Source organism: Halopseudomonas pelagia (assembly GCF_009497895.1).
In the GTDB taxonomy this organism is placed as follows: domain Bacteria; phylum Pseudomonadota; class Gammaproteobacteria; order Pseudomonadales; family Pseudomonadaceae; genus Halopseudomonas; species Halopseudomonas pelagia_A.
This window is the reverse complement of sequence record NZ_CP033116.1, coordinates 3199891-3223363: the sequence shown is the minus strand read 5'-3', so window position 1 is coordinate 3223363 and position 23473 is coordinate 3199891. Positions and strand designations below refer to the sequence as shown.

The 23473-nt window shown below is 60.6% G+C and carries 23 protein-coding genes, 1 tRNA gene and 1 riboswitch; of the genes, 22 read left to right on the top strand and 2 right to left on the bottom strand.

All coding sequences use genetic code 11. From position 1 onward, the window contains the following. Positions 1–67 precede the first annotated feature (67 nt). From EAO82_RS14980 to EAO82_RS14970, 3 genes are all read left to right on the top strand, one after another. Positions 68–144: transfer RNA gene (locus EAO82_RS14980), tRNA-Asp, on the top strand. A gap of 680 nt (positions 145–824) precedes the next feature. Beyond that, a complete protein-coding gene (locus EAO82_RS14975) occupies positions 825–971 on the top strand; it encodes a DUF4177 domain-containing protein (protein WP_143520252.1) in 147 nt (48 codons plus the stop codon). A gap of 126 nt (positions 972–1097) precedes the next feature. Further along, on the top strand, positions 1098–1790 hold the full coding sequence (locus EAO82_RS14970) for a CPBP family intramembrane glutamic endopeptidase (protein ID WP_096344815.1): 693 nt from the start codon (positions 1098–1100) through the stop codon (positions 1788–1790). 24 nt (positions 1791–1814) lie between these two features. Here EAO82_RS14970 and EAO82_RS14965 read toward each other — a convergent pair whose 3' ends face one another. After that, positions 1815–3131, bottom strand: a complete 1317-nt coding sequence (locus tag EAO82_RS14965) for a sensor histidine kinase (RefSeq protein ID WP_096344814.1) — start codon at positions 3129–3131, stop codon at positions 1815–1817. Continuing rightward, complete coding sequence (locus tag EAO82_RS14960) at positions 3128–3805, bottom strand: response regulator transcription factor (RefSeq protein WP_218838539.1); 678 nt, start codon at positions 3803–3805, stop codon at positions 3128–3130. Before EAO82_RS14960 ends, EAO82_RS14965 begins: the two co-directional genes overlap by 4 nt. Before the next feature lie 344 nt (positions 3806–4149). Between EAO82_RS14960 and EAO82_RS14955 the strand changes: the two genes are divergently transcribed. From EAO82_RS14955 to EAO82_RS14865, 19 genes are all read left to right on the top strand, one after another. After that, entirely contained in the window at positions 4150–4977 is an 828-nt protein-coding gene (locus EAO82_RS14955) for a hypothetical protein (RefSeq protein ID WP_096344813.1), read from the top strand. Further along, a complete protein-coding gene (locus tag EAO82_RS14950) occupies positions 4974–6134 on the top strand; it encodes a hypothetical protein (RefSeq protein WP_096344812.1) in 1161 nt (386 codons plus the stop codon). Before EAO82_RS14955 ends, EAO82_RS14950 begins: the two co-directional genes overlap by 4 nt. Positions 6135–6241: 107 nt before the next feature. Beyond that, positions 6242–7513, top strand: a complete 1272-nt coding sequence (locus EAO82_RS14945) for a nitrate regulatory protein (protein WP_096344811.1) — start codon at positions 6242–6244, stop codon at positions 7511–7513. A gap of 309 nt (positions 7514–7822) precedes the next feature. Then, positions 7823–9157: a CmpA/NrtA family ABC transporter substrate-binding protein gene (locus EAO82_RS14940; protein ID WP_096344810.1), complete on the top strand. Its 1335-nt coding sequence runs from the start codon at positions 7823–7825 to the stop codon at positions 9155–9157. Positions 9158–9297: 140 nt separating this feature from the next. Beyond that, on the top strand, positions 9298–10065 hold the full coding sequence (ntrB, locus tag EAO82_RS14935; RefSeq protein WP_218838542.1) for a nitrate ABC transporter permease: 768 nt from the start codon (positions 9298–9300) through the stop codon (positions 10063–10065). 10 nt (positions 10066–10075) lie between these two features. Then, positions 10076–10876: an ABC transporter ATP-binding protein gene (locus EAO82_RS14930; RefSeq protein WP_096344808.1), complete on the top strand. Its 801-nt coding sequence runs from the start codon at positions 10076–10078 to the stop codon at positions 10874–10876. Between the two features lie 61 nt (positions 10877–10937). Further along, positions 10938–11183: riboswitch (cobalamin riboswitch) on the top strand. Between the two features lie 119 nt (positions 11184–11302). Further along, on the top strand, positions 11303–13138 hold the full coding sequence (gene btuB / locus EAO82_RS14925; protein WP_096344807.1) for a TonB-dependent vitamin B12 receptor: 1836 nt from the start codon (positions 11303–11305) through the stop codon (positions 13136–13138). Between the two features lie 39 nt (positions 13139–13177). Beyond that, positions 13178–13753, top strand: a complete 576-nt coding sequence (locus EAO82_RS14920; RefSeq protein ID WP_096344806.1) for a hypothetical protein — start codon at positions 13178–13180, stop codon at positions 13751–13753. Beyond that, the gene (gene cobO / locus EAO82_RS14915) at positions 13750–14361 is read left to right on the top strand and encodes a cob(I)yrinic acid a,c-diamide adenosyltransferase (RefSeq protein WP_096344805.1); all 612 of its coding nucleotides are present in this window, start codon (positions 13750–13752) and stop codon (positions 14359–14361) included. The genes EAO82_RS14920 and cobO overlap by 4 nt, the downstream gene beginning before the upstream one ends. Next, the gene (locus EAO82_RS14910; protein WP_096344804.1) at positions 14358–15674 is read left to right on the top strand and encodes a cobyrinate a,c-diamide synthase; all 1317 of its coding nucleotides are present in this window, start codon (positions 14358–14360) and stop codon (positions 15672–15674) included. The genes cobO and EAO82_RS14910 overlap by 4 nt, the downstream gene beginning before the upstream one ends. 13 nt (positions 15675–15687) lie before the next feature. Continuing rightward, positions 15688–16332: a 5,6-dimethylbenzimidazole synthase gene (gene bluB / locus EAO82_RS14905; RefSeq protein ID WP_096344803.1), complete on the top strand. Its 645-nt coding sequence runs from the start codon at positions 15688–15690 to the stop codon at positions 16330–16332. Continuing rightward, complete coding sequence (locus tag EAO82_RS14900; RefSeq protein WP_096344856.1) at positions 16329–17129, top strand: cobalamin-binding protein; 801 nt, start codon at positions 16329–16331, stop codon at positions 17127–17129. Before bluB ends, EAO82_RS14900 begins: the two co-directional genes overlap by 4 nt. Next, the gene (gene cbiB / locus EAO82_RS14895) at positions 17126–18046 is read left to right on the top strand and encodes an adenosylcobinamide-phosphate synthase CbiB (protein WP_231703364.1); all 921 of its coding nucleotides are present in this window, start codon (positions 17126–17128) and stop codon (positions 18044–18046) included. The genes EAO82_RS14900 and cbiB overlap by 4 nt, the downstream gene beginning before the upstream one ends. Next, entirely contained in the window at positions 18039–19046 is a 1008-nt protein-coding gene (gene cobD / locus EAO82_RS14890; RefSeq protein WP_096344801.1) for a threonine-phosphate decarboxylase CobD, read from the top strand. The genes cbiB and cobD overlap by 8 nt, the downstream gene beginning before the upstream one ends. After that, positions 19043–20509, top strand: coding sequence for a cobyric acid synthase (locus EAO82_RS14885; RefSeq protein ID WP_096344800.1), 1467 nt, complete (start codon positions 19043–19045; stop codon positions 20507–20509). The genes cobD and EAO82_RS14885 overlap by 4 nt, the downstream gene beginning before the upstream one ends. After that, a complete protein-coding gene (gene cobU / locus EAO82_RS14880) occupies positions 20497–21018 on the top strand; it encodes a bifunctional adenosylcobinamide kinase/adenosylcobinamide-phosphate guanylyltransferase (RefSeq protein ID WP_096344799.1) in 522 nt (173 codons plus the stop codon). The genes EAO82_RS14885 and cobU overlap by 13 nt, the downstream gene beginning before the upstream one ends. Continuing rightward, positions 21015–22067, top strand: coding sequence for a nicotinate-nucleotide--dimethylbenzimidazole phosphoribosyltransferase (cobT, locus tag EAO82_RS14875; protein ID WP_096344798.1), 1053 nt, complete (start codon positions 21015–21017; stop codon positions 22065–22067). The genes cobU and cobT overlap by 4 nt, the downstream gene beginning before the upstream one ends. Then, the gene (gene cobC / locus EAO82_RS14870; protein WP_096344797.1) at positions 22061–22627 is read left to right on the top strand and encodes an alpha-ribazole phosphatase family protein; all 567 of its coding nucleotides are present in this window, start codon (positions 22061–22063) and stop codon (positions 22625–22627) included. Before cobT ends, cobC begins: the two co-directional genes overlap by 7 nt. Beyond that, the gene (locus EAO82_RS14865; protein WP_096344796.1) at positions 22624–23376 is read left to right on the top strand and encodes an adenosylcobinamide-GDP ribazoletransferase; all 753 of its coding nucleotides are present in this window, start codon (positions 22624–22626) and stop codon (positions 23374–23376) included. Before cobC ends, EAO82_RS14865 begins: the two co-directional genes overlap by 4 nt. The last annotated feature ends 97 nt before the right edge of the window (positions 23377–23473 follow it).

The window sequence follows — 23473 nt, the reverse complement described above, 5'->3', positions numbered from 1 at the left end:
CAGACGGACGGGTTAGATTGAATTGGCGCTTGCGCCAGCCAATGGACCTCAGCCGCTGTACCGATGCGCAGCGGTAGTTCAGTTGGTTAGAATACCGGCCTGTCACGCCGGGGGTCGCGGGTTCGAGTCCCGTCCGCTGCGCCATCTTGTAGAAGCCCCGAGTAGCGATACTCGGGGCTTTTTTTGTTTGAATCCCCGTTTTTCTACTCCTCCATGTTCACGCAATCTTGGCCCGCTATGTTTGTGACCTGGCGGCTCAGGCAATCTTTTGCCGGGCCGCATCACCAGCTCATTCCAAACCGGAGGTCCCAGGATGCTACACCGTCATTGTCACTCACACCGCCGATCCTTGTTGCTAGGCTTCGCTGCGCTGATATGCGCCGCCGCATTGTATGGATGCGTATCGAGTGCCGAACGGCACCAGGCGAACTTTCAGGAAGATGCCAATACATGTGCCAGTTTCGGGTCGACATATGGCTCGGCTGCTTATAACGAATGCATGCTTACGCAGCAATACCGACGCGACGTCAAGCAACGTGAGTCGCTTGAACGAACCCAGATGACCACCGAGATCGCTAGAAACGCTCAAATCATGGCTGATCGGGCGCGCAAACAACGCTGTGATCGCGATCCGGATCGAAAGGAATGCCGACAATAGAAGGGGAAAGTTTACTAACTGTCTTTCTCAGGGGCCGAATGCTTTCAGCTCTGGTAGGGCGTACCCAACTTGCGCAGTCTTATATGCAAGGTATGAGGTTTGGGAGATGGCGATACGGCCCTGGAACACCGATTGAAATTTTCAACAAAATTAGCGGGAGATACACATGCTTTGGGAATACTTAGTGATCGAAAAGACGCTCAATTCCGACAAACTGAACGAGCTAGGCGCGCAAGGGTGGGAGCTCGTCGCAGTCGTCTCACCGGGGCATTTCGTGCTGCACTACTTTTTCAAACGTCTGCTGAAAGAGTGAATTCGTTCCGTCAACTTGCTCCAGAGAGGCCTCACTGCCGCGACTCAGGTTCTGCCGAACGTCTGTAACCCAAGATGGCTGTCAGTTGCATTTCTGCACGCCGGATTCGCCTCATTGGAGTTGAATATGGAAACGATTACGAACCCCAGGCTCGATACGCCAGGTTGGCCGGAAGTCGCAGTTGGCCTCATAGCCTATGTTGTGCTGCTTGTCCCCTTGGCATTAGCCTTTGGGCTTCTTCCTCACGATCAACCCGTTCTTCTAGGCGTCATTGGGTCGACGGTGGGAGGTTTGGCTGGTACGGGCGCCTTCGCTGCGGCGGTTGGCTTGCGGATCCGGTCTCTACGGCCTTTTGGTTTCAAGCCCGTCGCCACGCGTTGGCTCATAATTGCTGCGGGGCTGGGTATCGCTGGTTACGGTCTCAATCTGATCATCCAGTCCGTCTATGTAGCCTTTTTTGGATATGACGATCCCCAGGGGATTCTGCATGCGGCAGCGCGAGGCGGTGCTCTTCCTTTCATCGCGTCTCTGATTGGCGGCGCCGTTTTCACCCCGTTCGGGGAAGAAGTCTTGTTCCGGGGAGTCGTCGCAAATGCCCTCAACCGCTACGGCTTACTGGCGGGCGTTGGTCTCAGCTCGATCATATTCGGGCTGGCGCACGGTGTGAGCGTAATCCTGCCCGTGGCAATCATGGTCGGGGCGCTGTCTGCTATTCTCTTTCGCCAAACAGGGGCCATATGGCCCTGCATCATTTTGCACGGCGTCTATAACGGCGCGAATAGCGTTGCCTCCGCGCTGAGCTTTACACCAATGCAGTGACGATACCACGCGCGATCGTCAGCGTCAGCCTGCGGTGAGATCAACTCGCACGATCGTACCGCCGCCAGCCGCGTCGAAGAGTGATACCCGCCCACCATGCCGCTCTATCACCTGCCGCACCAGATTGAGTCCAAGACCGCTTCCCGTGGAGCGTGGGCGAAGCCGGTGGAAAGGCTCGAACACGCGTTCGCGCTCCTCAGGCGGTATGCCGGGGCCGTCGTCCTCTACCTCGAACGCGGCTCCGATGACACGTACCGTGACATGGCGGCCGCCATGTTCGATTGCGTTCTGGACCAGGTTAGTCACCACACGTTCGAGAGCCGCCGCATCGCCGTGACACGGCAGCCTGTCATCGATCCGCACCTCTATGGTTCGATCGGATGCAATCAGTAGGGGAGCCAGATCCCCTACGACCCGGCGGACCAGCTCGGCGAGATCCAGCTCATCGGTTTTCATGTCGTTATCGAGTCGTTGAATGTCGAGCAGCTGCTCGGCCAATGTGGCCAATCGCTGCACGTCTGCGCCGAGGCTGCGCGTGGCCGCATGCTCCGCGCTATCCACCTTGACGCTCAGGATGGCGATGGGCGTGCGTAGTTCGTGCGCAGCCGATGCGATAAACCGCCGTTGCTGCTCGTAACCTTCATCAAGACGCTGGAGCGCTTCGTTTACCGCGCGAACGAGCGGCGCAATCTCGGTCGGCACATGTTCCTCGCTTAGCCGCCGGCCGCGCCGATCCGTATCGATCTGCTCAGCCTCTTGTGCTATGCGAGACACGCCGGCAAGCGATCGCCTCACAATCCACGGGGTCACAATGAGAGAAGTGAGGGCCAGCAACAGGAAGATCGGCAGAATGACGATGTTGGAAGCCATCAAGACAATAAAATTCAGCTCGTTGAGCTTGCCATGAGCGAGAATCGTCAGCGGCCCGGCTGCCCCGTCCTCCCTGCGAATCACCGCTGCCAAATCATATGGTGCCTGGCGATCCCGCAGTTGGGCATAGGACAAATCGCTCAGGTTGCCAATAAGTGATGAATATTGCGGGGGCACTTGCCCGAATGCGACGCTTCTGCCAGCGTCATCTTCGGACACGAACCACAAGTCGGGTGAGGTCGCGCGCAATTCCTCCAGTTCTGGCGTCATACGCACGGCAAGCTGACCATCGTCCTGACGTACTATCGCGCGGGCGATCACCGGGATGATCTGTTCGTCGGCATAGGGGCCGCCGCTGTCGATGCGGATTGCCACAGCGAGCAGGATTGCGAACGAGACCATCAGCGTGGCCAGATGAAAGATCAGCGGATAGATGATCAGCGGCCGCTTGAGGGAGGGCGGCTTTCTCACGACGACTCGCGCAGCAAGTAGCCGACGCCTCTGATCGCGTGGATTTCGATCCCCGCCCCGGTTTCCTGCAGTTTCCGCCGCAGCCGTGAGATATGCGAGTCCAGCGTATTCGACTGCACCTCGTCATCGAACCCGAAAACTGCCTGCTCAAGCGACTCGCGCAGCACCGTTCTGCCGCGTCGCTTCAACAGCGCCGCCAGCACACGCAGTTCACGGCGCGGAAGCTCCATGCGCACTCCTGCCACAGCCACTTCCTCGTTCGAGAGATCGAAGACGAGGGAGCCGGCACGGATCTCCTCACCGGCCAGGTCGGCAGGACGCCGCCGTATTGCGCGGATGCGGGCTAACATTTCGTCCAGTGCGAACGGCTTGATGAGGTAGTCATCAGCACCCTCATCGAGCCCAAGGATACGGTCAGAGACCTCACCGCGCGCGCTGAGAACGATGATGGGAAGGCCAGGATTGTTCGCACGCAGGACTGGAACGAGCGCCAGCCCTTCGCCGTCCGGCAAGGTGCGGTCCAGCAAGACCAGGTCGAAGGAGGTGAGCAGCGCCGCCTCCCGCGCGCTCGCCAACCGGTCGGCATGATCAACGATGAAGCGTTCCCGCTCCAGCGCCGCGCGTAACGTCTCAGCCAACTGAAGTTCGTCCTCGACCAGTAGAATTCTCACCATAGCACCTCGTGTCGGCGCCGCCGATCGCCAATAAACGCTGAGTATGCCCGCAATAGGTTGCGGCAACATTGCGTCACCGGCAAGGGGGTCGCTCTTGAGTTGGCGCGGCCCAGTCGGCACGGCGCAGATCGACGATAAAACCTTTATGAGTACTTCGAGCCTGATTGCCGACGATGGACGTCTCGCAATGCGAACAATAGCCTGGTTTAGCGGGCCCTTCGCCGGAAGTCGCAGCCTTTTGTTTGTGTGACTTCCGGCGTAAGAAACCCACTGGTGCTGGTACGGATGCATCCGCCAAGCCGCAGGCGTAAACTCGTCTGACCTCTCCCCGTGCGAGTGATGCATTGCAAAGCCTTTATATTCTTCAGCTCACGGCAGCTTTCTTCCTGTTCGGCTGGCGCCACTTGCCCGAGCCGTACCTGGGATGGCTGTTGCTGCCGGTCTGGGCGGTGGCTGGTTACCTTATCTTTGCCTCCAGCATCGAGGCCGCACGCCTGCGTCGCAGCGCCTGGTTGAACCAATACCTGCTGGCTGATTCGCTATGGCATGTGCGGCTGCGGGGTGGTTGGCTGCTGAATAGCTGGCATCTGCTGCTGTCAGCCGTACTGGCGCTTTTCATGCTGGTCAAACTGCTGTGGCTGAGCCCCTGGTTATGGCTGATGTTGCTGGTCGGCCTGCCACTGCTGTGGTGGCTGGACAGCAAGCTCCGCAGCAGACTGCAAAGCCATGTAAAACCGCCGTTACTCAATGCCGTGAGCCGCCGCCTGCTGGTACCGTTGGGTGCTGCGCTATTTTTGTGCGGTTATCTGCTGATGTCGCTCAGTCTCTCGCAGCCGAATATGCAAGGCATGGACTGGATCGATGCGCTGGGCAGGCATATGCAGGATAGCCAGAGCAGTCTGCCGCTGCTGGCGCTCAGTGAAAGAGCCCACCAGATACTGGAGCTGAGCGTGCAGTGGGCGCTGCAGAATACCCTGGGTGATGCTGATAACAGCGGTATCCTCGGGGTGCTGGCGTGGAGCCTGCTGTTGATCAGTGGCAGCGCCTTTATCTGGGCCTGGATGCGCATGCTTACTGGCATTGCTGCGCTTCGTAGCAAGCCCGCTGGCGTGAAGAATGCTGAGACCCAAGCCGGCCACAGGCAGGCCGCAGCTGCGCAGGAGCATCGATGAAACGCCTTTATGCAAGCCGTTGGGCCAAACCGCTGGCCATGCTGGTGATGGTAGCACTGCTATTCGCCGGCCTGACTGCGGGCGTGCGTTTGCTGCAGGAGCGGGCCAGCGACAATCAGCTGTTTGCGGTGCTGATCAACGATCAGCAACTGATCCTCGACGGCGCTACCCTGAGCCGGTTCAACACGGACCTGTCGCGCCTCAGCACTCAGCAACGCCGCCATGCGGACAGGTATATTCAGCAGTGGCTGGACCGCTGGCTGGATGACAGTTTCGCGTTGGCACATCAGGCGTTGCCCGGTTATCTCGACTGGTATTATTCGATGCCCGGTTCCTACAGTCGTCTTTACTATGCGCTGAGCGGGGATCTGGATGACTATCTGCAACGGCGCCTGAATACTCACTTACTGAAGCAGTCGGGATTGGACGCCAGGCTAGCGGCGCTGGAGTCCGAACTCGATACCGAACTTTCCCGGGTGTTGGCGGAGCAGGCAGATGTAGTGCGCCGACAGTTGCTGGGTATCTATGCCCAGCAGCAGCCTACTGCGCCTGCCAGAGAAAGAGCGATTGAGTTTAATCTGAACGTCGATGCTGCGTTGCAGCGCGGCTTCAGCCCGACAGAGGCGGACCGCCAACGCTGGCGAGTCAGTTCCCAGGCGTCCATGGTGGCTGGCACCGGCGCCTTTGTATTGCTGGCGCGCCGCGCGCTGGTGCCGAGGCTGATGGCGCTTTCATCCATGCAGGCGGCCCGTCGCGTATTGGCGGGCTTTGCCGTGCGGTTGGCGCCACGCATGGCCTTGGCGATTACGGCTGGCGGCAGCGCGGCGGCGGTTACCGCGCCCACTGGTCCCGGAGCGCTGGTGGCCGGTGGAGTGGCTTTTGTCACGGCCGCAGGCACCATTGTGATCACCGATTTTGCCCTGCTCAAGGCTGAAGAGATGCTGTTGCGCGATGAGAAGCAGCAGCAGGTCAGTGATGAGTTGCTCGCCAGTCAGGTAGCACTGCGTGAACAGCTGCGCGCACAACTGGAAGAGGCGGGCAGCGCCTCGCAGGCATTTATTCAGCAGACTTTGGCGCGCAGTTACGATCAGTCCGGTGTCGAACAGCGCTTTCATATTCTCGGTCGGCCCGCCCCGGGCTCCGCCGCCGATCGCTGACAGAGCCGAAACCGATCCCTCTTCTTTGGGCCCCTTCTTCAGGCATGAAAATTGCCTTGTTTAACCTGAGGTCTTAGCAGCTTAACCGCGTCATCTGGAGGGCAGTCATGGCGAGTGCGTTGGATTTCATGCTCGCCGCCCGGCGTAGCGAAATGCAGGGTCTACGCAGTCTGGAGCTGACCTGCGAACTGGTCGGCTGCATCGGCCGTTTGATCCATGCACTGCAACGCGAGCGCGGCTTCTCGAATATTTATCTGGGCAGCCACGAGGAGCGTTATCGCGCAGGCCTCGACGACCTGACTGCAGATAGCCAGCGCATGCAGCAACAGGTAGTTGAGTGCTTCGCCCGCATTGATCTGGAATCTGGCTGCGGGGCTGACAAGGCGCGGCTGTTCAACCATATCGCTTATGTACTGCACTATTTCGAGAGTTTCGCGGAATTACGCCGGCGGATTCGCTTGCTGCAGATTCTGCCCATGGACGCGACCCGCGCCTTTAGCCGGCCTATCAAAGGGCTGTTGAATGTGGTGTTCGAGGCAGCCGATACGGCCGTCGATCCGCAAATTACCCGCCATCTGGTGGCGCTATTCAACTTTATGCAGGGCAAGGAGCTGGCTGGGCAGGAGCGGGCGGCGGGGGTTGCCGGTTTCACGCTGGGCTATTTCGATCCTGCAGCGCAGGCGCATCTGCGCTTTCTGGAGGACGCGCAAAAGCGCTGCTTCGAGATTTTCAATGACTATGCAGAGCCGGGCCTGCGCCGGCTATGGCGCAACTTACGCGCTGATCAGACGGTCGTGGAGTTGGCTAGACTTAGGCAGGTTGCCCTGCGCTCTTCGCAGGCGTCACCCATTGCCCCTGCGCTGGCGGAGATCTGGTTCGAGCTGGCCAGCCAACGCATTGATGTGATGAAACAACTCGAAGATCAGATGACCGAGCACCTGCACAGCCAGTGTCAGCGCAAGATCCTTCAAGCCCAATCGGATCTGGATAACCATCGAGCGTTGTTGAAACGCCTGGCTAGCCTTGATGAAGACGCCAGCCTCTTGGCCACCCGGGTTTTCAATCTGCAGTCAACCGATCTGGATGCGTCGGATTCCCTGGGAGGCCAGCTCAATCGCTCGGTGATGGATGTGTTGCATGCCCAGAACCTGCGTTTGCAGGCGTTAGGCGTCGAGCTTGAAGAGGCCCGCCGGTCGTTGAACGAGCGCAAGCTGATTGATCGCGCCAAGGCGCTGTTGATGAAGCAGCACGGGCTCACCGAAGACGCGGCCTATCGCATGTTGCAGAACGCGGCCATGGAGCGCAGCCAGCGACTGGCTGATGTGGCGCAGCATCTGCTCAATTACGCCGAGCTGCTGCAGGGCAAAGCGAAGCTCTGATTGCACGGTGCTCCCCGCCACCGAAACGCACCTGCTCAGCGCATTCGCAACCCGCTCGCCCCGTTACTGTGCGAGCGCCCCGGCACTTTCAGCGACTAGCCCAGCCATCAACCTCTTCGATAACCAGAAGTCTTTGTTTTTGCAATGATTCAGATTTTTGGCACGCATTCTGCTTTATACCGGTAGGCCTGAGTTATCGACTGGCCTCTACATATGAATATGGGCAACGGCGTCCACCCGAGTTTCGAGCTATTTATCGAAACCTGCGTGTACGCCGTTTTTTTTGTGCTTTTTTCAGGGGATTGAGCAATGGATGACAACACCACCAAGGACGCCAAAGGCGCTCCGAGCATGATCAAGCGTCGGGACTTTCTCAAGTACTCCATAGCGGCTGTCAGTGGTGCTGCGCTGTTCAGTTCCTTGCCGCCTGGCATGCGCACAGCGGCTTGGGCCGCCGGCAGCGATGGGGTGGAAACCACCAAGGCGAAATTGGGCTTTATTGCTCTGACTGACGCGGCGCCGCTGTTTGTAGCCGATGAAAAAGGCTTCTTCGCCAAGCACGGCATGACCGATGTAGAGGTGCTCAAGCAGTCTTCCTGGGGCACCACGCGGGACAATCTGGTGCTGGGCTCGGCGCGTAACGGCATCGACGGCGCACACATCCTCACGCCCATGCCGTATCTGATCACCACCGGGGCGATGACCGCGAACAATATCCCCACGCCCATGTATATTCTCGCCCGTCTGAATCTGGGCGGGCAGTGCATATCGGTAGGGCAGGAATACGCAAACCTGAAGCTGGGCGTGGACAGCCAGCCATTCAAGGCGGCGCTTGAGGCGAAAAAAGCCACTGGCAAGCCGGTCAGCGCAGCAATGACCTTTCCCGGCGGTACTCATGATCTGTGGATGCGCTATTGGCTGGCAGCGGGCGGCATCGATCCGAACAGCGACATTTCCACCATCGTCGTGCCCCCGGCGCAGATGGTCGCCAACATGAAGGTCGGCAGCATGGATACCTTCTGCGTCTGCGAGCCGTGGAACGAGCAGTTGATCAACCAGAAGATCGGCTATACCGCGCTGACCACCAGCGAGTTGTGGCATAACCACCCGGAGAAGGCGCTGGGCATGCGCGCCGACTGGGTAGATGCCAACCCCAATGCCGCCCAGGCATTGATCAAGGCGGTGATGGAAGCGCAGATGTTCTGCGAAGACCCGGCCAACCGCGAAGAAGTGGCGAAGATCTGCTCCAAGCGCCGCTGGATCAATGCACCGTTCAACGACGTGGTTGAACGCATGAAGGGCAACTTCGACTACGGCAACGGCAAGGTGGTCGAGAACAGCGACAACCAGATGCGCTATTGGAAGGACAACGCCTCTTATCCGTACAAGAGCCATGACAAGTGGTTTATCACCGAAGATATCCGCTGGGGTTATCTGCCGCAGGATCTGGACATGGACGCGCTGGTCGACAAGGTCAACCGCGAGGATCTCTGGCGGGCAGCCGCGACCAGCCTTGGCGTACCGGCGGAGCAGATCCCCACGTCCACGTCCCGTGGCGTCGAAACCTTTTTCGATGGCAAGACCTTCGACCCGGAAAACCCCATGGCCTACCTGGATAGCCTGGCTATCAAGGCCATGAGCTGAACATGACGTCAGATTCAATGAGGGGCTTGCCCATGAACGCCAATGTAAAGATTGATGCCGCTAATGCGCTGGAGCTAAAGCCGGACCCGCGGCATAACGTCGAACTGCCGGCCTGGCTGCAGCATTACGGGGGGATTTTCATGCGCCAGGTGCTGCCACCGCTGATCTTCACCGCGGTGCTGCTGATCATCTGGCAGATGCTCTGTTCCATGGAAGGTAGCGCGTTGCCGCCGCCTACCCAGGTGGTGACCGATACCTGGGAGCTGATCATCGACCCGTTCTATGACAATGGCGGCAACGATGTGGGCATGGCCTGGCAGATTCTCGCCAGCCTTGAGCGGGTTGCCTACGGCTATATGCTCGCGGTGGTGGTGGGCATCAGTCTGGGTGTGCTGGTCGGGCAGTCGACCTGGGCCATGCGCGGTCTGGATCCGGTGTTCCAGGTGCTGCGTACCGTGCCGCCGCTGGCCTGGCTGCCGCTGTCACTGGCGGGTTTTCAGGACAGTAACCCCTCGGCGATCTTCGTCATCTTCATCACCGCGATCTGGCCGATCATCATCAATACCTCGGTGGGCGTGCGCAATATCCCAGAAGATTACCGCAACGTTGCCCGGGTGCTGCGGCTGAATGGATTCGAGTACTTCGGCAAGATCATGTTGCCTGCGGCCGCGCCCTATATCTTCTCCGGGTTGCGTATCGGTGTGGGTCTGTCCTGGCTGGCGATCGTCGCAGCGGAAATGCTGATTGGCGGCGTAGGCATAGGTTTCTTTATCTGGGATGCGTGGAACGCGTCGCTGATCAGCGACATCATCCTGGCCCTGATCTACGTCGGCGTGGTGGGATTCTTCCTGGATCGCCTGGTGGCCTGGATTGGTCGCCTGGTTACCCGCGGCACCTCAGCCAGTTAAGGAGCAGCATATGAGTCGTTATCTGAATATCGAAAAAGTCTCCAAGACCTTCACCACCGGCAAGATGTCCACCGAGGTGCTGGTGGATATCAACCTGAGTGTGGCGCGGGGCGAATACATTTCCATCATCGGCCACTCCGGCTGCGGCAAGTCCACAGTGCTGAATATCGTGGCCGGCCTGATGGATTCCACCTCCGGCGCGGTGATTCTGGATGGCAAGGAAGTCAGCGATCCAGGCCCGGACCGTAGCATGGTATTCCAGAATCATTCCCTGCTGCCCTGGCTGACGGTGTATCAGAACGTCGCCATCGCGGTGAACAAGGTCTGGCGCAGCAAGAACGCCAAGGAAAAGGACGAATGGGTGCGGCACAATTTGAACATGGTGCATATGAGCCACGCGCTGGACAAACTGCCGAGCGAAATCTCCGGCGGCATGAAGCAGCGTGTCGGTATCGCCCGCGCATTGGCCATGGAACCCAAGGTGCTGTTGCTGGATGAGCCCTTCGGCGCGCTGGATGCATTGACCCGCGCCCACCTGCAGGACGAAGTCATGCGCATCCAGAACGACCTGAAAAATACCGTGATCATGATCACTCACGATGTGGATGAGGCGGTGCTGCTGTCCGACCGTATCGTGATGATGACCAATGGGCCGTCGGCAACTATCGGTGAAATTCTGGACATAGATTTGCCGCGTCCGCGTGACAGGATCGCGCTGGCAGACAACCCAAAATACAACCAGTACCGCCAGGCCGTGCTGCGCTTTTTGTATGAAAAACAGCGCAAGGTCGAGGCGGCTGTCTCGGCTTGATCTGGCAACTGCTGGGCAGATGCAGGGCAAGAATGCGTTGACGCTTTGTTACAAAATCACTAATCTTCACCCCGCTTCAGGTGCCCGCTGATGCCTAATCAGCGGGTGAAACTGGGAAGCCGGTGCGTCTGCCAGTTGCAGACAATTCCGGCGCTGCCCCCGCAACGGTAAGCGAGCGTCAGTCGATGTGAATCGGCTGGCACGTCACCGCCATACACCACTGTGCCAACGGCATGGGAAGGTGCGGTGACGGGATCATTGGATCCGCTCGCAAGCCCGGAGACCGGCCTGACGCATATCACAGCAGAGCGGCGGGCTTTGCGGGTGTGCGGTCTCCTGCTGTGCCGGATCCGTCTGCCTTTTGCTTCGCCGACTGCTACCTCTCAGCAGTGTCGTACGGGTAGGTACGACGGAGCCAGAAATCGCATGTCCAGTAACCGCATTATCAGTTCTTTTCCCGCTTCTGTAGCGGTGGCCTGCATGGGCCTGTCCTCGTTCTCCTTCGCCAACTCCGTCAGCTTGAATGATCAGGTGGTCACCGCCACGCGTTCCTCCTTGTCCGCCAGCCAGGGCATCGCCTCGGTCAGCGTAATCGAGCGCGCGGAGATTGAGCGCTTGCAAGCGACCAGCGTGGCGCAATTGCTGCGCCGGGTGCCGGGCATCAACATCACCAATACCGGCGGCCATGGCAAGAACGAGGCGCTGGGTATTCGCGGTACCAACAGCAATCATGTACTGGTGTTGATCGACGGCATACGCCTGGGTTCGGCGACCACCGGCGATGTGGCCCTGCAGAACTTGCCGGTAGAGCAGATCGAACGCATCGAAGTGGTGCGCGGCCCGCGCTCCAGCCTGTATGGCTCCGAAGCCATAGGCGGTGTGATTCAGATCTTTACCCGTCGCGGTGAGCAACAGGGCGCCAAGCCCTGGGCTTCGGCCACCGCCGGTAGCCGTAACTATCACGCGGGTAGCGCCGGCGTGTCCGGCGGGCTGGGCAACGCCTGGTACAACCTGGGCGCGACCAGCATGGGTACGCGGGGTATTGACGCGCGGCCGCGCGCGCCGTCGCCTGAGCCGGATAACGACGGCTATCGCGAGTGGTCGGCGAACATGACCGCCGGCTATCGCTTCGATAATGGCCTGGAGCTGGATGGCCATGTCATCGAGGTGCGTTCACACAATGATTACGACTCCGGCTTCAAGGCCAACGCTGACAATCTGCTGCGTACCCACGGCTTGCGCGCGCGCTTTACCCCGACCGATCCCTGGCTGGTGACGCTGCAGGCAGGGCGCAGCGAAGACAAAGTCGATACCTTCAACGGCAATGTATTCAACACGCGGATTGATACCCGTCGCGATAGCTTCAGCTGGCAAAACGATGTTCAGCTCAAGCCCGGGCAGGTGCTGACACTGGGCTATGACCTGTTGCAGGACTCGGTCAACGGCAGCACTGATTTTGCCGAAGACAGCCGCGATAACCACGGCGCCTACGCCCAATACCTGGCGCAGCTGGGGCGGCACGAACTGCAACTCAGCGCTCGCCATGACGACAACGAGCAGCACGGCACCTACAACACCGGCAGCATCGGCTATGGCTACAGCATCAGCGATAGCCTGCGTGCCAGCGCCAGCTACGGCACCGCATTCAAGGCGCCGACCTTCAACCAGCTCTATCATCCCAGCTTTGGCAATCCGGCTATTTCCGAGGAAACCTCGCGCAGCCTTGAACTGGGTCTGGATGGCGCGCACGCCTGGGGCAGCTGGGCGGTAGCGGTGTACCGCAACGAGATCGACGATCTGATCGCCTACTTCAATCAAGGCGCTGGTTTGCGCGCGCAGAATATCGACAAGGCGGTGATCAACGGCGTCGAGCTATCGGCGGTCAGCCAAGTACTGGGGTGGGACCTGAGCAGCAATCTCACCCTGCAGGACCCGGCCAACGAATCAAACCGAGCAGGCCAGGGCTATCTGTTGCCGCGGCGGGCCGAGCAGATATTCAATCTGGATCTGGACCGTCGGTTCGGCCGAGTCGGCCTGGGTGCCAGCCTGCACGTGGAAGGCCGGCGCTGGGATAACGCCGCCAATACCACCGAGTTGTCCGGCTACAACACCGTCGATCTGCGCTCGGAATATCAGTTGAGTGATACCTGGCGCCTGCAGGCGCGCATCAGCAACCTGTTCGACACCGACTACGAGACCGCCGCGACCTATCAGCAACAGGGCCGGGCTGGCTATCTGACTTTGCGTTACCAGGCGCTGTAAAGCGCCTGTTTCTTAAAAACCATCCAAGGAGGATGACCCATGTTAGAACTGTCCAGACGTAGCCAGGTGGCTATCGGTATCGTACTTGTTTTGCTGGTCGCCATGAACCGTGGCAGCCATTTCAGCCTGGTCAATCTGCCCAGCGCGTCCTGGGCGGTGTTCTTCCTCGCCGGTGTGTTGCTCAAGCCGCGCTGGGTATTTCCTCTACTGTTTTTGCAAACCACCTTTATGGACATTATGAGCGTGGGCTGGACCAACGCCGGGCATCATTGCATGACTGTTGCCTATTGGATGCTGTTGCCAGCCTATGCTGCGCTGTGGTTCGGTGGCCGCCTGTATGCGCGCTGGCACCGTGAGCAATTGAGCTCACTGCTGGTACTGATCCCTGCCGTGCTCAGCAGCGCACTGGTATGTCAGCTGTTTTCCAGCGGCGGTTTCTACTTTTTCTCCGGCCGTTACGACAACCCGACTTTCTCCGGCATGCTTGAGCGCATCGCAACCTACTATCCGCAATACCTGAGCAGCATGGCGTTGTATGTGGGTGCGGCTGCGGTGATCTATATCGTTATGCGTGTTTATGCGGTGCGTGAGGCGCAGCAAGGCCGCCAGGCATGAGCGATAGCGCCGAACGCGACGAGCGTCATCGGCTGCGCATGCAGCGCAAGAAGGCCATTGTCGACGAGAAAATTGCCCAGGCTCAGGAAGAGCACGGCCTGCTGCTGGTGCTGACTGGCAACGGCAAAGGCAAGAGCAGTTCGGCCTTCGGCATGGCTGCTCGCAGTCTGGGTCACGGCTTGCAAGTGGGCATCGTGCAGTTTATCAAGGGCGCGCGCAGCACCGGAGAAGAAACCTTCTTCCGGCGCTTTCCCGAGCAGGTGCGCTACCACGTCATGGGCGCCGGCTTTACTTGGGAAACCCAGGACCGTCAGGACGATATCGCCAAGGCGCAAGCCGCCTGGGCGGTGGCGGTGGAACTGATGAGCGATCCCACGGTAGCGCTGGTGGTGCTGGATGAGCTGAATATTGCGCTGAAATACGGGTACCTGTCGCTGGATCAGGTATTACAGGATATCGGCTCGCGACCCATGGCCCAGCATGTGGTGGTCACCGGTCGTGGCGCGCCACCGGCTCTGATAGACGCTGCCGATACCGTGACCGAGATGGGCGTGGTTAAGCATGCATTCAAATCCGGCATCAAGGCGCAGAAGGGAGTGGAGTTTTGACCGAATCCGTCGTCACAGAGCAGCAGTGCCCGGCACTGCTGATCGCCGCGCCTGCTTCAGGGCAGGGCAAGACCACCATCACCGCAGCCTTGGCCCGGCTGCATAGTCGGCAGGGCAAACGGGTGCAGGTGTTCAAGTGCGGACCGGACTTTCTCGATCCGATGATACTGCAGCGCGCCAGCGGGCGACCGGTCTATCAGATCGATCTGTGGATGATCGGTGAGCAGGAAAGCCGCAAGCTACTCAGCAAGGCGGCCGCCGAGTCCGACCTGATTCTGATTGAAGGGGTCATGGGGCTGTTTGACGGTACGCCCTCAGCGGCGGATCTGGCGCGCTGCTTTGGGGTGCCGGTGCTGGCGGTGATCGATGGCTCCGGCATGGCCCAGACCTTTGGCGCCATGGCCCACGGCCTGGCGAGCTATCAGGCTGGCTTGCCCTTTGCCGGGGTGCTGGCCAACAAGGTTGGCAGTGCCCGGCATGGCGAGATACTGCGCGATTGCCTGCCCGATAGTTGTGCCTGGTTCGGCGCGCTGCCGCGCAGTGAAGCCATCGGCTTGCCGAGTCGGCATCTGGGTTTGGTGCAGGCGGATGAGCTGGCGGATCTGGATGCCCGGCTGGATGCGGCAGCCGATGCGCTACTGGCCAGTGCTGATACCCAGTTACCTGCGCCGATTCGCTTCAGCGCGCCGGAGGCTGCTCCAGCTGGTACATCTAGTGCAGCGCTGGCAGGCGTACGTATCGGTGTGGCGCGGGATAGCGCCTTTGCCTTTATCTACCAGGCCAATCTGGATCTGCTGGCGCAACTGGGCGCGGAGCTGCTGTTCTTCTCGCCGCTGACCGATACCCAACTGCCCGAGATCGACAGCCTGTATCTGCCGGGCGGTTATCCCGAACTGCATCTGGCCGAGTTGGGCGGCAACCAGGCGATGCAGGCTGCTATCCGCGAGCACCATGATGCCGGCAAGCCGATTCACGCCGAATGCGGCGGCATGCTCTATCTGTGCGAATCACTGACGGATGCCGAGGGGCAAAGCGCCGAGCTGGTCGGCCTGTTGCCGGGTCGTGCGACCATGCAGAAGCGCCTGACTGCGCTGGCGTTGCAGGAAGTTGCGCTGCCGGAAGGCACCTTACGCGGGCATACCTTTCATCATTCCTCCATCGAATGTGAACTGGAGCCGCTGGTGCGCGGCGAATGCCCGAATTACAAGCGCACCGCCGAGGCGGTATGGCGGATCGGGCGGCTGACGGCGTCTTATATCCACCTGTATCTGCCGGGCAACCCCCAGGCGGCAGCGGCTCTGTTTTGCCCATGAACGGCATGCGCCCATGAGTACAGCGGATTTCTCCGACGCCGAGCGTGCGGCGGTGTACCGGGCGATTCGCGAACGGCGGGATATGCGCCATTTCAGCGGCGGTGAGGTGCCTGCTGAGCAGTTGTCACGCCTGCTGGAAGCCGCCCATCAGGCGCCCAGTGTCGGGCTGATGCAGCCCTGGCGCTTTGTACGCATTACCCAGCCGGGTTTACGCACCGCCATTCATCAGCTGGTTGAGGAAGAGCGGCAGCGCACCGCAGAAGCACTGGGTGAACGTGCCGAGGATTTTATGCGGCTCAAGGTTGAAGGCATTCGCGACTGCGCCGAGTTGCTGGTAGCTGCGTTGCCGGACGGCCGCGAGCAACATGTGTTTGGCCGCCGGACGCTGCCGGAAATGGATCTGGCCTCGGTCGCCTGCGCAATTCAGAATCTGTGGCTGGCTGCCCGTGCCGAAGGGCTAGGCCTGGGTTGGGTTTCGTTGTTCGATCCGCAGGCGCTGGCAGAGCTGCTCGGCATGCCGGCGGATGCCAAACCGGTGGCGGTGCTGTGCCTGGGCCCGGTTGAAGCGTTCTACGCCGAGCCGATGCTGGTCGAGCAAGGCTGGACCAACCCCAGGCCGCTGTCCGAACTGTTATTTACAGATAAATGGGAGCTGTGATGAAAGGCCCGCAACGCATTGTCTGCCTGTCCACCGAAACCTGCGAAGTGCTGTATCGCCTGGGCGAACAGGATCGCATTGTGGGTATTTCCGGGTTTACCGTCCACCCGCCGCAGGCCCGCAAGGAAAAGCCCAAGGTCTCGGCTTTTATCAGTGCCAAGACCGAAAAGATTCTCGCACTCAAGCCGGACCTGGTACTTGGCTACTGTGATCTGCAGGCCGATATGGCCGCGGAACTGGCCCGCGAGGGGCTGGAAGTTCACCTGTTCAATCAGCGCGATATCGCCGGCATCCTGCGCATGATCGAAACTCTGGGCGCGTTGGTGCACGCCGGTGATAAAGCCGAGGCTTTGGTTGCTGAGTTGCAGCTGAGCATGGATAGGGTGCGCCAGCAGGCAGCGCAACTGACCCGTCGACCCAAGGTGTATTTCGAAGAGTGGGATGGTCCGTTGATTTCCGGCATTCGCTGGGTGAGCGAGCTGATCGAACTGGCCGGCGGGGAAGACTGTTTTGCCGAGCTCAGTCACCACCCGAAAGCCAAACAGCGCTATATCACTGACCCGCAGGAAGTGGTGCGCCGCGCGCCGGATCTGATTATCGGCTCCTGGTGCGGCAAGCGCTTCCGGCCTGAACATCTGTTTGACCGGCCCGGCTGGCCGGGGATTCCGGCGCTAAGCAATGAGCAGCTGTTCGAAATAAAATCGCCGGATATTCTGCAGCCCGGCATCTCGGCGCTGACCATCGGGCTGGACCAGTTGCATGAGTTGATCCGCCAATGGGATCAGCGTCAGTGCTGAGCGCCGCCGTGCTGAGCGCCCCTTGGCTGATCGGTGCGCTACTGCTTGATCACTTTCTGGGTGAACCGAAACGCTGGCACCCGCTGGTCGGCTTCGGTCTTTTTGCCGATTACCTGGAAGCCACCTTGAACCGCGATAGCGCGCGGCGTGGTCGCGGGTTGCTGGCCTGGGCCCTGGCGGTGCTGCCGCTGACGCTGGGCGCCTGGGCGCTGGCGAGCTTGCCGATCATTGGCTGGGTTTTTTCATTGCTGCTGCTGTACCTGGCCATCGGACTACGCAGCCTGGCTGAGCATGCCGAACCCGTCATTAAGGCGTTGCGCGAGGGTGATCTGGCCGAGGCGCGATTGCGCGTGAGCTATATGGTCAGCCGCCAGACCGATGAGCTGGACGAGGAGGGCATAGCTCGCGCCACTACCGAGTCGGTATTGGAAAACGGCAGCGACGCAGTATTTGCCGCGCTGTTCTGGTTCGCCCTGCTAGGTGCGCCGGGTGTGGTGCTGTACCGCTTGAGCAATACGCTGGACGCGATGTGGGGCTACCGCAATGCGCGGTTTCGCCAGTTTGGCTGGGCCGCGGCGCGGCTGGATGATGCGCTCAATTATCTGCCGGCCAGGCTGGTTGCGCTGACCTATGCCCTGTGCGGGCGTACACGCCAGGCATTGCACTGCTGGCGCATCCAGGCGCCGGCCTGGGACAGCCCCAACGCCGGTCCGGTGATGGCCGCCGGGGCCGGGGCGTTGAATGTCAGCCTGGGTGGGCCGGCAATTTATCAGGGCGAGCTGCACCAGCGGCCCACTTTGGGCGCCGGGCCGCAGGCAAAGGCTGAGGATATTGATCGCGCCGTAAAGCTGGTCCGCCAGGGTGTAGTGCTCTGGTTACTGACACTCGCGGTGCTCTGGGGGCTTTTGTATGCTTGAACACGGCGGTCGGTTACGCCAGGCCGCAGCGCACTACGGCATTGCCGTCGAGGACTGGCTTGATCTGTCCACCGGGCTGGCGCCTTATGTATGGCCGCTGCCGGCCTTGGGCCCGGCCATCTGGGCACGGTTGCCGGAGGAGGGCGACGGCCTGGAGACAATTGCCGCGGGGTATTACGGTGCCGCCCAAGCGCTGCCGGTGGCAGGCTCACAGGCGGCGATTCAAACGTTACCGCAGCTGTTTGCATCCGCTCGCGTGGGTTTTATCGAACCCTGCTATGCGGAACATCGCTACGCCTGGGAAAGGGCGGGGCACGAGACTATCGGCCTGGATCAGGTTGGTGTAGCCAGCCATCTGGAGCGTCTTGATGTGCTGGTGGTGGTCAATCCGAATAATCCAACCGGCACTCAGATCGATGTTGAAACGCTGCTGGAATGGCACGAGCAGTTACACCGACGCGGCGGGTGTCTTATCGTCGATGAAGCCTTTGCAGATATCGCGCCGGAGCACAGCCTGGCTGAATTCAGCGACCGCCCAGGTCTGATTGTGCTGCGCTCGCTGGGCAAATTCTTCGGCCTTGCCGGCGTGCGATTAGGCTTTGTGCTGAGTGAGGCAGGGATGCTCGTCGCATTGCAGCGGCAGCTCGGGCCCTGGAGCGTCAGCGGTCCTGCACGGGCGGTGGGCAAGGCGGTGCTCGCCGATCACACTACGCAGACTTTGTGGCGGGCGCGTTTGCGGCGTGATGGGCAGCGCTTGGTAGAGTTGCTGACCGAACATGGCCTGAGCCCAGCAGGCGGTTGCGCGCTGTTCCAGTGGGTCCCGCATCCCCAGGCCGCAGATATCCATGCGGCGTTGGCCCGCCAAGGCATTCTGCTCAGATTGTTCGACCAGCCAGCGGCATTGCGCATCGGTTTGCCCGGCAGTGAGTCCGCCTGGCAGCGGTTGCACGCGGCATTGGCTGATATGCATTTCAGCACGCCAGCGAGGGCGGGCGTATGAGTACGCTGATGATTCAGGGCACCACCTCGGATGCGGGCAAGAGCACACTGGTAACAGCGCTATGCCGTTGGTTGCGTCATCAGGACGTCAAGGTGGCGCCGTTCAAACCACAGAACATGGCATTGAATGCGGCGGTGACGGTCGATGGCGGTGAGATCGGCCGCGCTCAGGCGGTGCAGGCCCAGGCCGCGCACCTGGAGCCGCATACCGATATGAACCCGGTGCTGCTCAAGCCCAATACCGATGTGGGCGCTCAGGTCATTATTCATGGCCATGCGATTGGCTGCATGGATGCGGTGGCCTACCACGCCTACAAGCCCACCGCCCTGCGCGCGGTACTGGCGTCTCACCAACGTTTGCTGGCGAGCTACGACACCATCCTGGTTGAAGGCGCAGGTTCGCCGGCAGAGATCAATTTGCGGGCGGGTGATATCGCCAATATGGGCTTTGCCGAGGCGGTAGATTGCCCGGTGATTCTGATTGCCGATATAGACAAGGGCGGCGTGTTTGCCCACCTGGTCGGTACGCTGGCATTGCTCTCGGAAAGCGAGCAAGCGCGGATCAAGGGATTTGTCATCAATCGTTTCCGCGGCGATATCGCGCTGTTGCAGCCTGGCCTTGACTGGCTGGAGGCGCACACTGGCAAGCCGGTGCTGGGCGTATTGCCTTACCTGCATGATCTGCATCTGGAGGCCGAGGATGCGGTGAATGCCAATCAGGGCGCCAAGACCCTTGATGCGCTGCGGGTGGTGGTGCCGGTACTGCCGCGTATCAGCAATCACACTGACTTTGACCCATTGCGTCTACACCCGCAGGTCGACCTACAGTTTATTGGGCCGGGCCAGCCGATTCCGCCAGCGGATCTGATCATTCTGCCGGGCTCCAAAAGCGTCAGTGCCGATCTGGCTTTTTTGCGCCAGTACGGCTGGGATCATGCGATCACCCGCCATCTGCGTTATGGCGGCAAGTTGTTGGGGATTTGCGGCGGCCTGCAAATGCTCGGTCAGCGCATTGATGACCCGCTGGGTCTTGAGGGGCCGGCCGGTAGTGAAGCAGCGCTGGGGCTGCTGGATTTTTTCACTACCTTGCAGGCGCACAAGCGCCTAACACGGGTTGAAGGGCAACTGCAGATAGATCAGGCAAAAGTCAGTGGTTATGAAATCCATGCCGGGCGCAGTGCAGGGCCGGCGCTGGAGCGCCCGCTACTGTATCTAGACAGCGGCGAAGCCGACGGTGCTCTCAGTGAAGATGGGCAGATTGCCGGGACCTATCTGCACGGCCTGTTCGAATCGCCACAGGCCAGTCAGGCACTACTTCAGTGGGCGGGGCTGGCGCAGGCGCAGGCTCTGGATTACGCTGCGCTGCGTGAACGGGATATCGAGCGTCTGGCACAGAGTGTCGAAGCCCATCTGGATACTGAATTGCTACGGCAATTGTGTGGAGTTCCTGCATGCAAGAATTGATTCTGGGCGGCGCACGTTCCGGCAAGAGCCGGCTGGCCGAACAACTGGCCAAGGACAGCGGCTGGCCGGTGACCTACATTGCTACCAGTCAGGCGCTGGATGGCGAGATGAGCGAGCGCATTCGCCAACACCAGCAAAGTCGCCCGGCCGAATGGGCATTGGTAGAAGAGCCCCTGGCGCTGGCTGACGTATTACGCCGCGAGGCCGCCACCGAGCGTTGCCTGCTGGTCGATTGTTTGACGCTGTGGCTGACCAATCTGCTGCTGTGTGATGACCAATCCCGGCTGGAAGTCGAGCGCGAGGCCCTGCTCGATTGCCTTGGTGCACTGCCGGGCCGGATTATTCTGGTCAGCAATGAAACCGGGCTGGGCGTAGTACCCATGGGCGAGCTCAGCCGGCGTTATGTGGATGCGGCGGGCTGGCTGCATCAGGCGCTGGCGCAGCGCTGTGAGCGCGTGTTGTTTTGCATCGCCGGTTTGCCGATGGCCTTGAAGGGAGCACTTCCATGAGCCGGCCATGGTGGAGCGCAGCCGTGGCGCAGTGGGACCAGGCAGCCCTTCTCGAAGCCCAGCAACGGCAGAGCGAACTGACCAAGCCGACAGGTTCTCTTGGGCAACTGGAGACCCTGGCTGTGCAACTGGCAGCCATGCAAGGCTCGGATCAGCCAGCCATCGATGCGCCCTGGATCACTATTTTTGCTGCTGATCATGGGGTGATGGCCGAGAACGTGTCTGCCTACCCGCAGTCGGTAACTGGCGAAATGTTGCGCAATTTCTCCCAGGGTGGTGCCGCTATCTGTGTTCTGGCGCGGCACCTGGGCGCGACGCTGAAAGTCATGGATCTGGGCCTGGCAGTGCCGATTCGCTCTTTGAGCAATGTGGAGCATCGCTTTATTGCGCCGGGCACCGCCAACTTCTGCCGTGCCCCGGCCATGACGACCGAGCAGTGCCTCGAGGCCATACGCGTCGGCCAGGAGGCGGTGCTGGCGATCGACAAGGCCGATCTGTTTATTGGTGGAGAAATGGGTATCGGTAACAGCACCAGTGCCTGTGCGCTGGCCAGTGCTCTGCTGGGCCGGCCTGCGGCCTTGCTGGTAGGGCCGGGGACCGGGCTGAGCAAGTCCGGAATGGAACATAAACTGCGGGTCATCCAGCGTGGATTGTTACGCCACGCTGCGCATCTGCGTGATCCGCTTGCGGCCCTGTCACGGCTGGGCGGACTGGAAATAGCGGCGCTCACCGGCGCCTATCTGGCTGCCGCGCAGCGCGGCATGCCGATGCTGATCGATGGATATATCAGTTCGGTCGCGGCCCTCTGCGCGACCCGGCTTAACCCGGGTTGCCGCGAGTGGATGCTGTTCAGCCACCGCAGCGCCGAGCCCGGGCATACGCTGGTGCTTCAAGCCTTGCAGGCATCGCCGTTACTGGACCTGGGCATGCGCCTGGGCGAGGGTAGCGGTGCTGCGGTGGCGGTACCTTTGCTACGCGCAGCTTGCGCATTGCATAACCAGATGGCGACCTTCGCGCAAGCGGATGTCTCTGATCGCCAGCCGTGCTGATCGAACTGCTTCGCCACGGTGAAACAGCCCTGGCCGGCAGTTTGCGCGGCAGCCTGGATGACGAACTGACGCCCGCTGGCTGGCAACAAATGCACCAGGCCTGTCAGTCCCCCGGGACCTGGCAGCACATCATCAGTTCGCCGCTGCGTCGCTGCGCGGCTTTTGCCTTCGAGCTAGGCGCGCGACTTGGCACGCCGGTGAGCCTGGAGCCCGGTCTTTGTGAGCTGCACTTCGGCGAATGGGAAGGCCAGTATCCCGCCGATCTGATGCGTGAACACGCCGACACCCTGGCGGCTTTCTGGCGGGATCCCTATGCCTGCACGCCCCCCGGCGGCGAGCCGGTATTGGCGTTCGAGCAGCGGGTGCTGGCAAGTCTGGATGATCTGGCGCTGCGGCATGCCGGCGACAAGATCCTGGTTATAACCCATGGTGGCGTGATGCGGTTGTTGCTGGCGCGGGCGCAGGGCTTGCCACGCGAACAACTGCTGCAGGTGCAGGTGGCACTGGCCGAACGAGTGCTGCTGCGTCGTCATCCTGATGGTGATTTGGAGCAGTTATGAAACTCCCGCTGGCACTGATGATTGCACTGCAATTTCTCACACGCCTCCCGGTGCGCCTGCCTTCTCTTCCTACGGCGCAGGATAACGGCCGCTCGCTGTTGTGGTACCCGCTGGTCGGCGCGCTGATCGGGCTGGTATTGCTATTGACCCATTGGTTGCTGATATCGGCTGCGCCCTTGCTGCAGGCCGCCATTATCCTCAGTCTCTGGGTGTGGATCAGCGGTGCGCTGCATCTTGATGGTCTGGCAGATACCGCCGATGCCTGGGTCGGTGGGCACGGTGATCGCGACCGCACGCTGGCTATCATGAAAGACCCGGCCTGCGGCCCGATCGGTGTGGTGGCTCTGGTGCTGGTATTACTGCTCAAGTTCGCTGCGCTGGTCAGCCTGCTGGAAAATCAGGCGTGGTTGGCACTGTTGCTGGCGCCCTGGATCGGCCGGTTGCTGCTGCCGGCGCTGCTGATCAATACTCCTTACGCACGTCCCGGCGGCCTGGGTGCAGAGTTGGCGGCCCACGCGCCCGCTTCGCTGAAGCCTGCATTACTCGGTCATGCACTGGTGATTGCGCTGTTGGCTCTGGTGGCCTGGGGACCAGCCGGCTTACTGCCATTGTTCGGCGTAGTGCTTTTCACCTTCTATTGGCGCCGGGTGATAATCAGGCGCTTGGGTGGCACCACCGGGGATACCGCCGGCGCCGTGCTGGAAATGGCTGAAGCCCTGCTGCTGGTGGCCCTCTGCGTAATTTTCTGAACTTTTTTATTCTTGCTTCATCTGACTGTCATACACGGCCTATAGCGTCGGGTAGTGAGCCCGTTGGCTCGACAACAAAAAGAGGAAGCAGCAATGA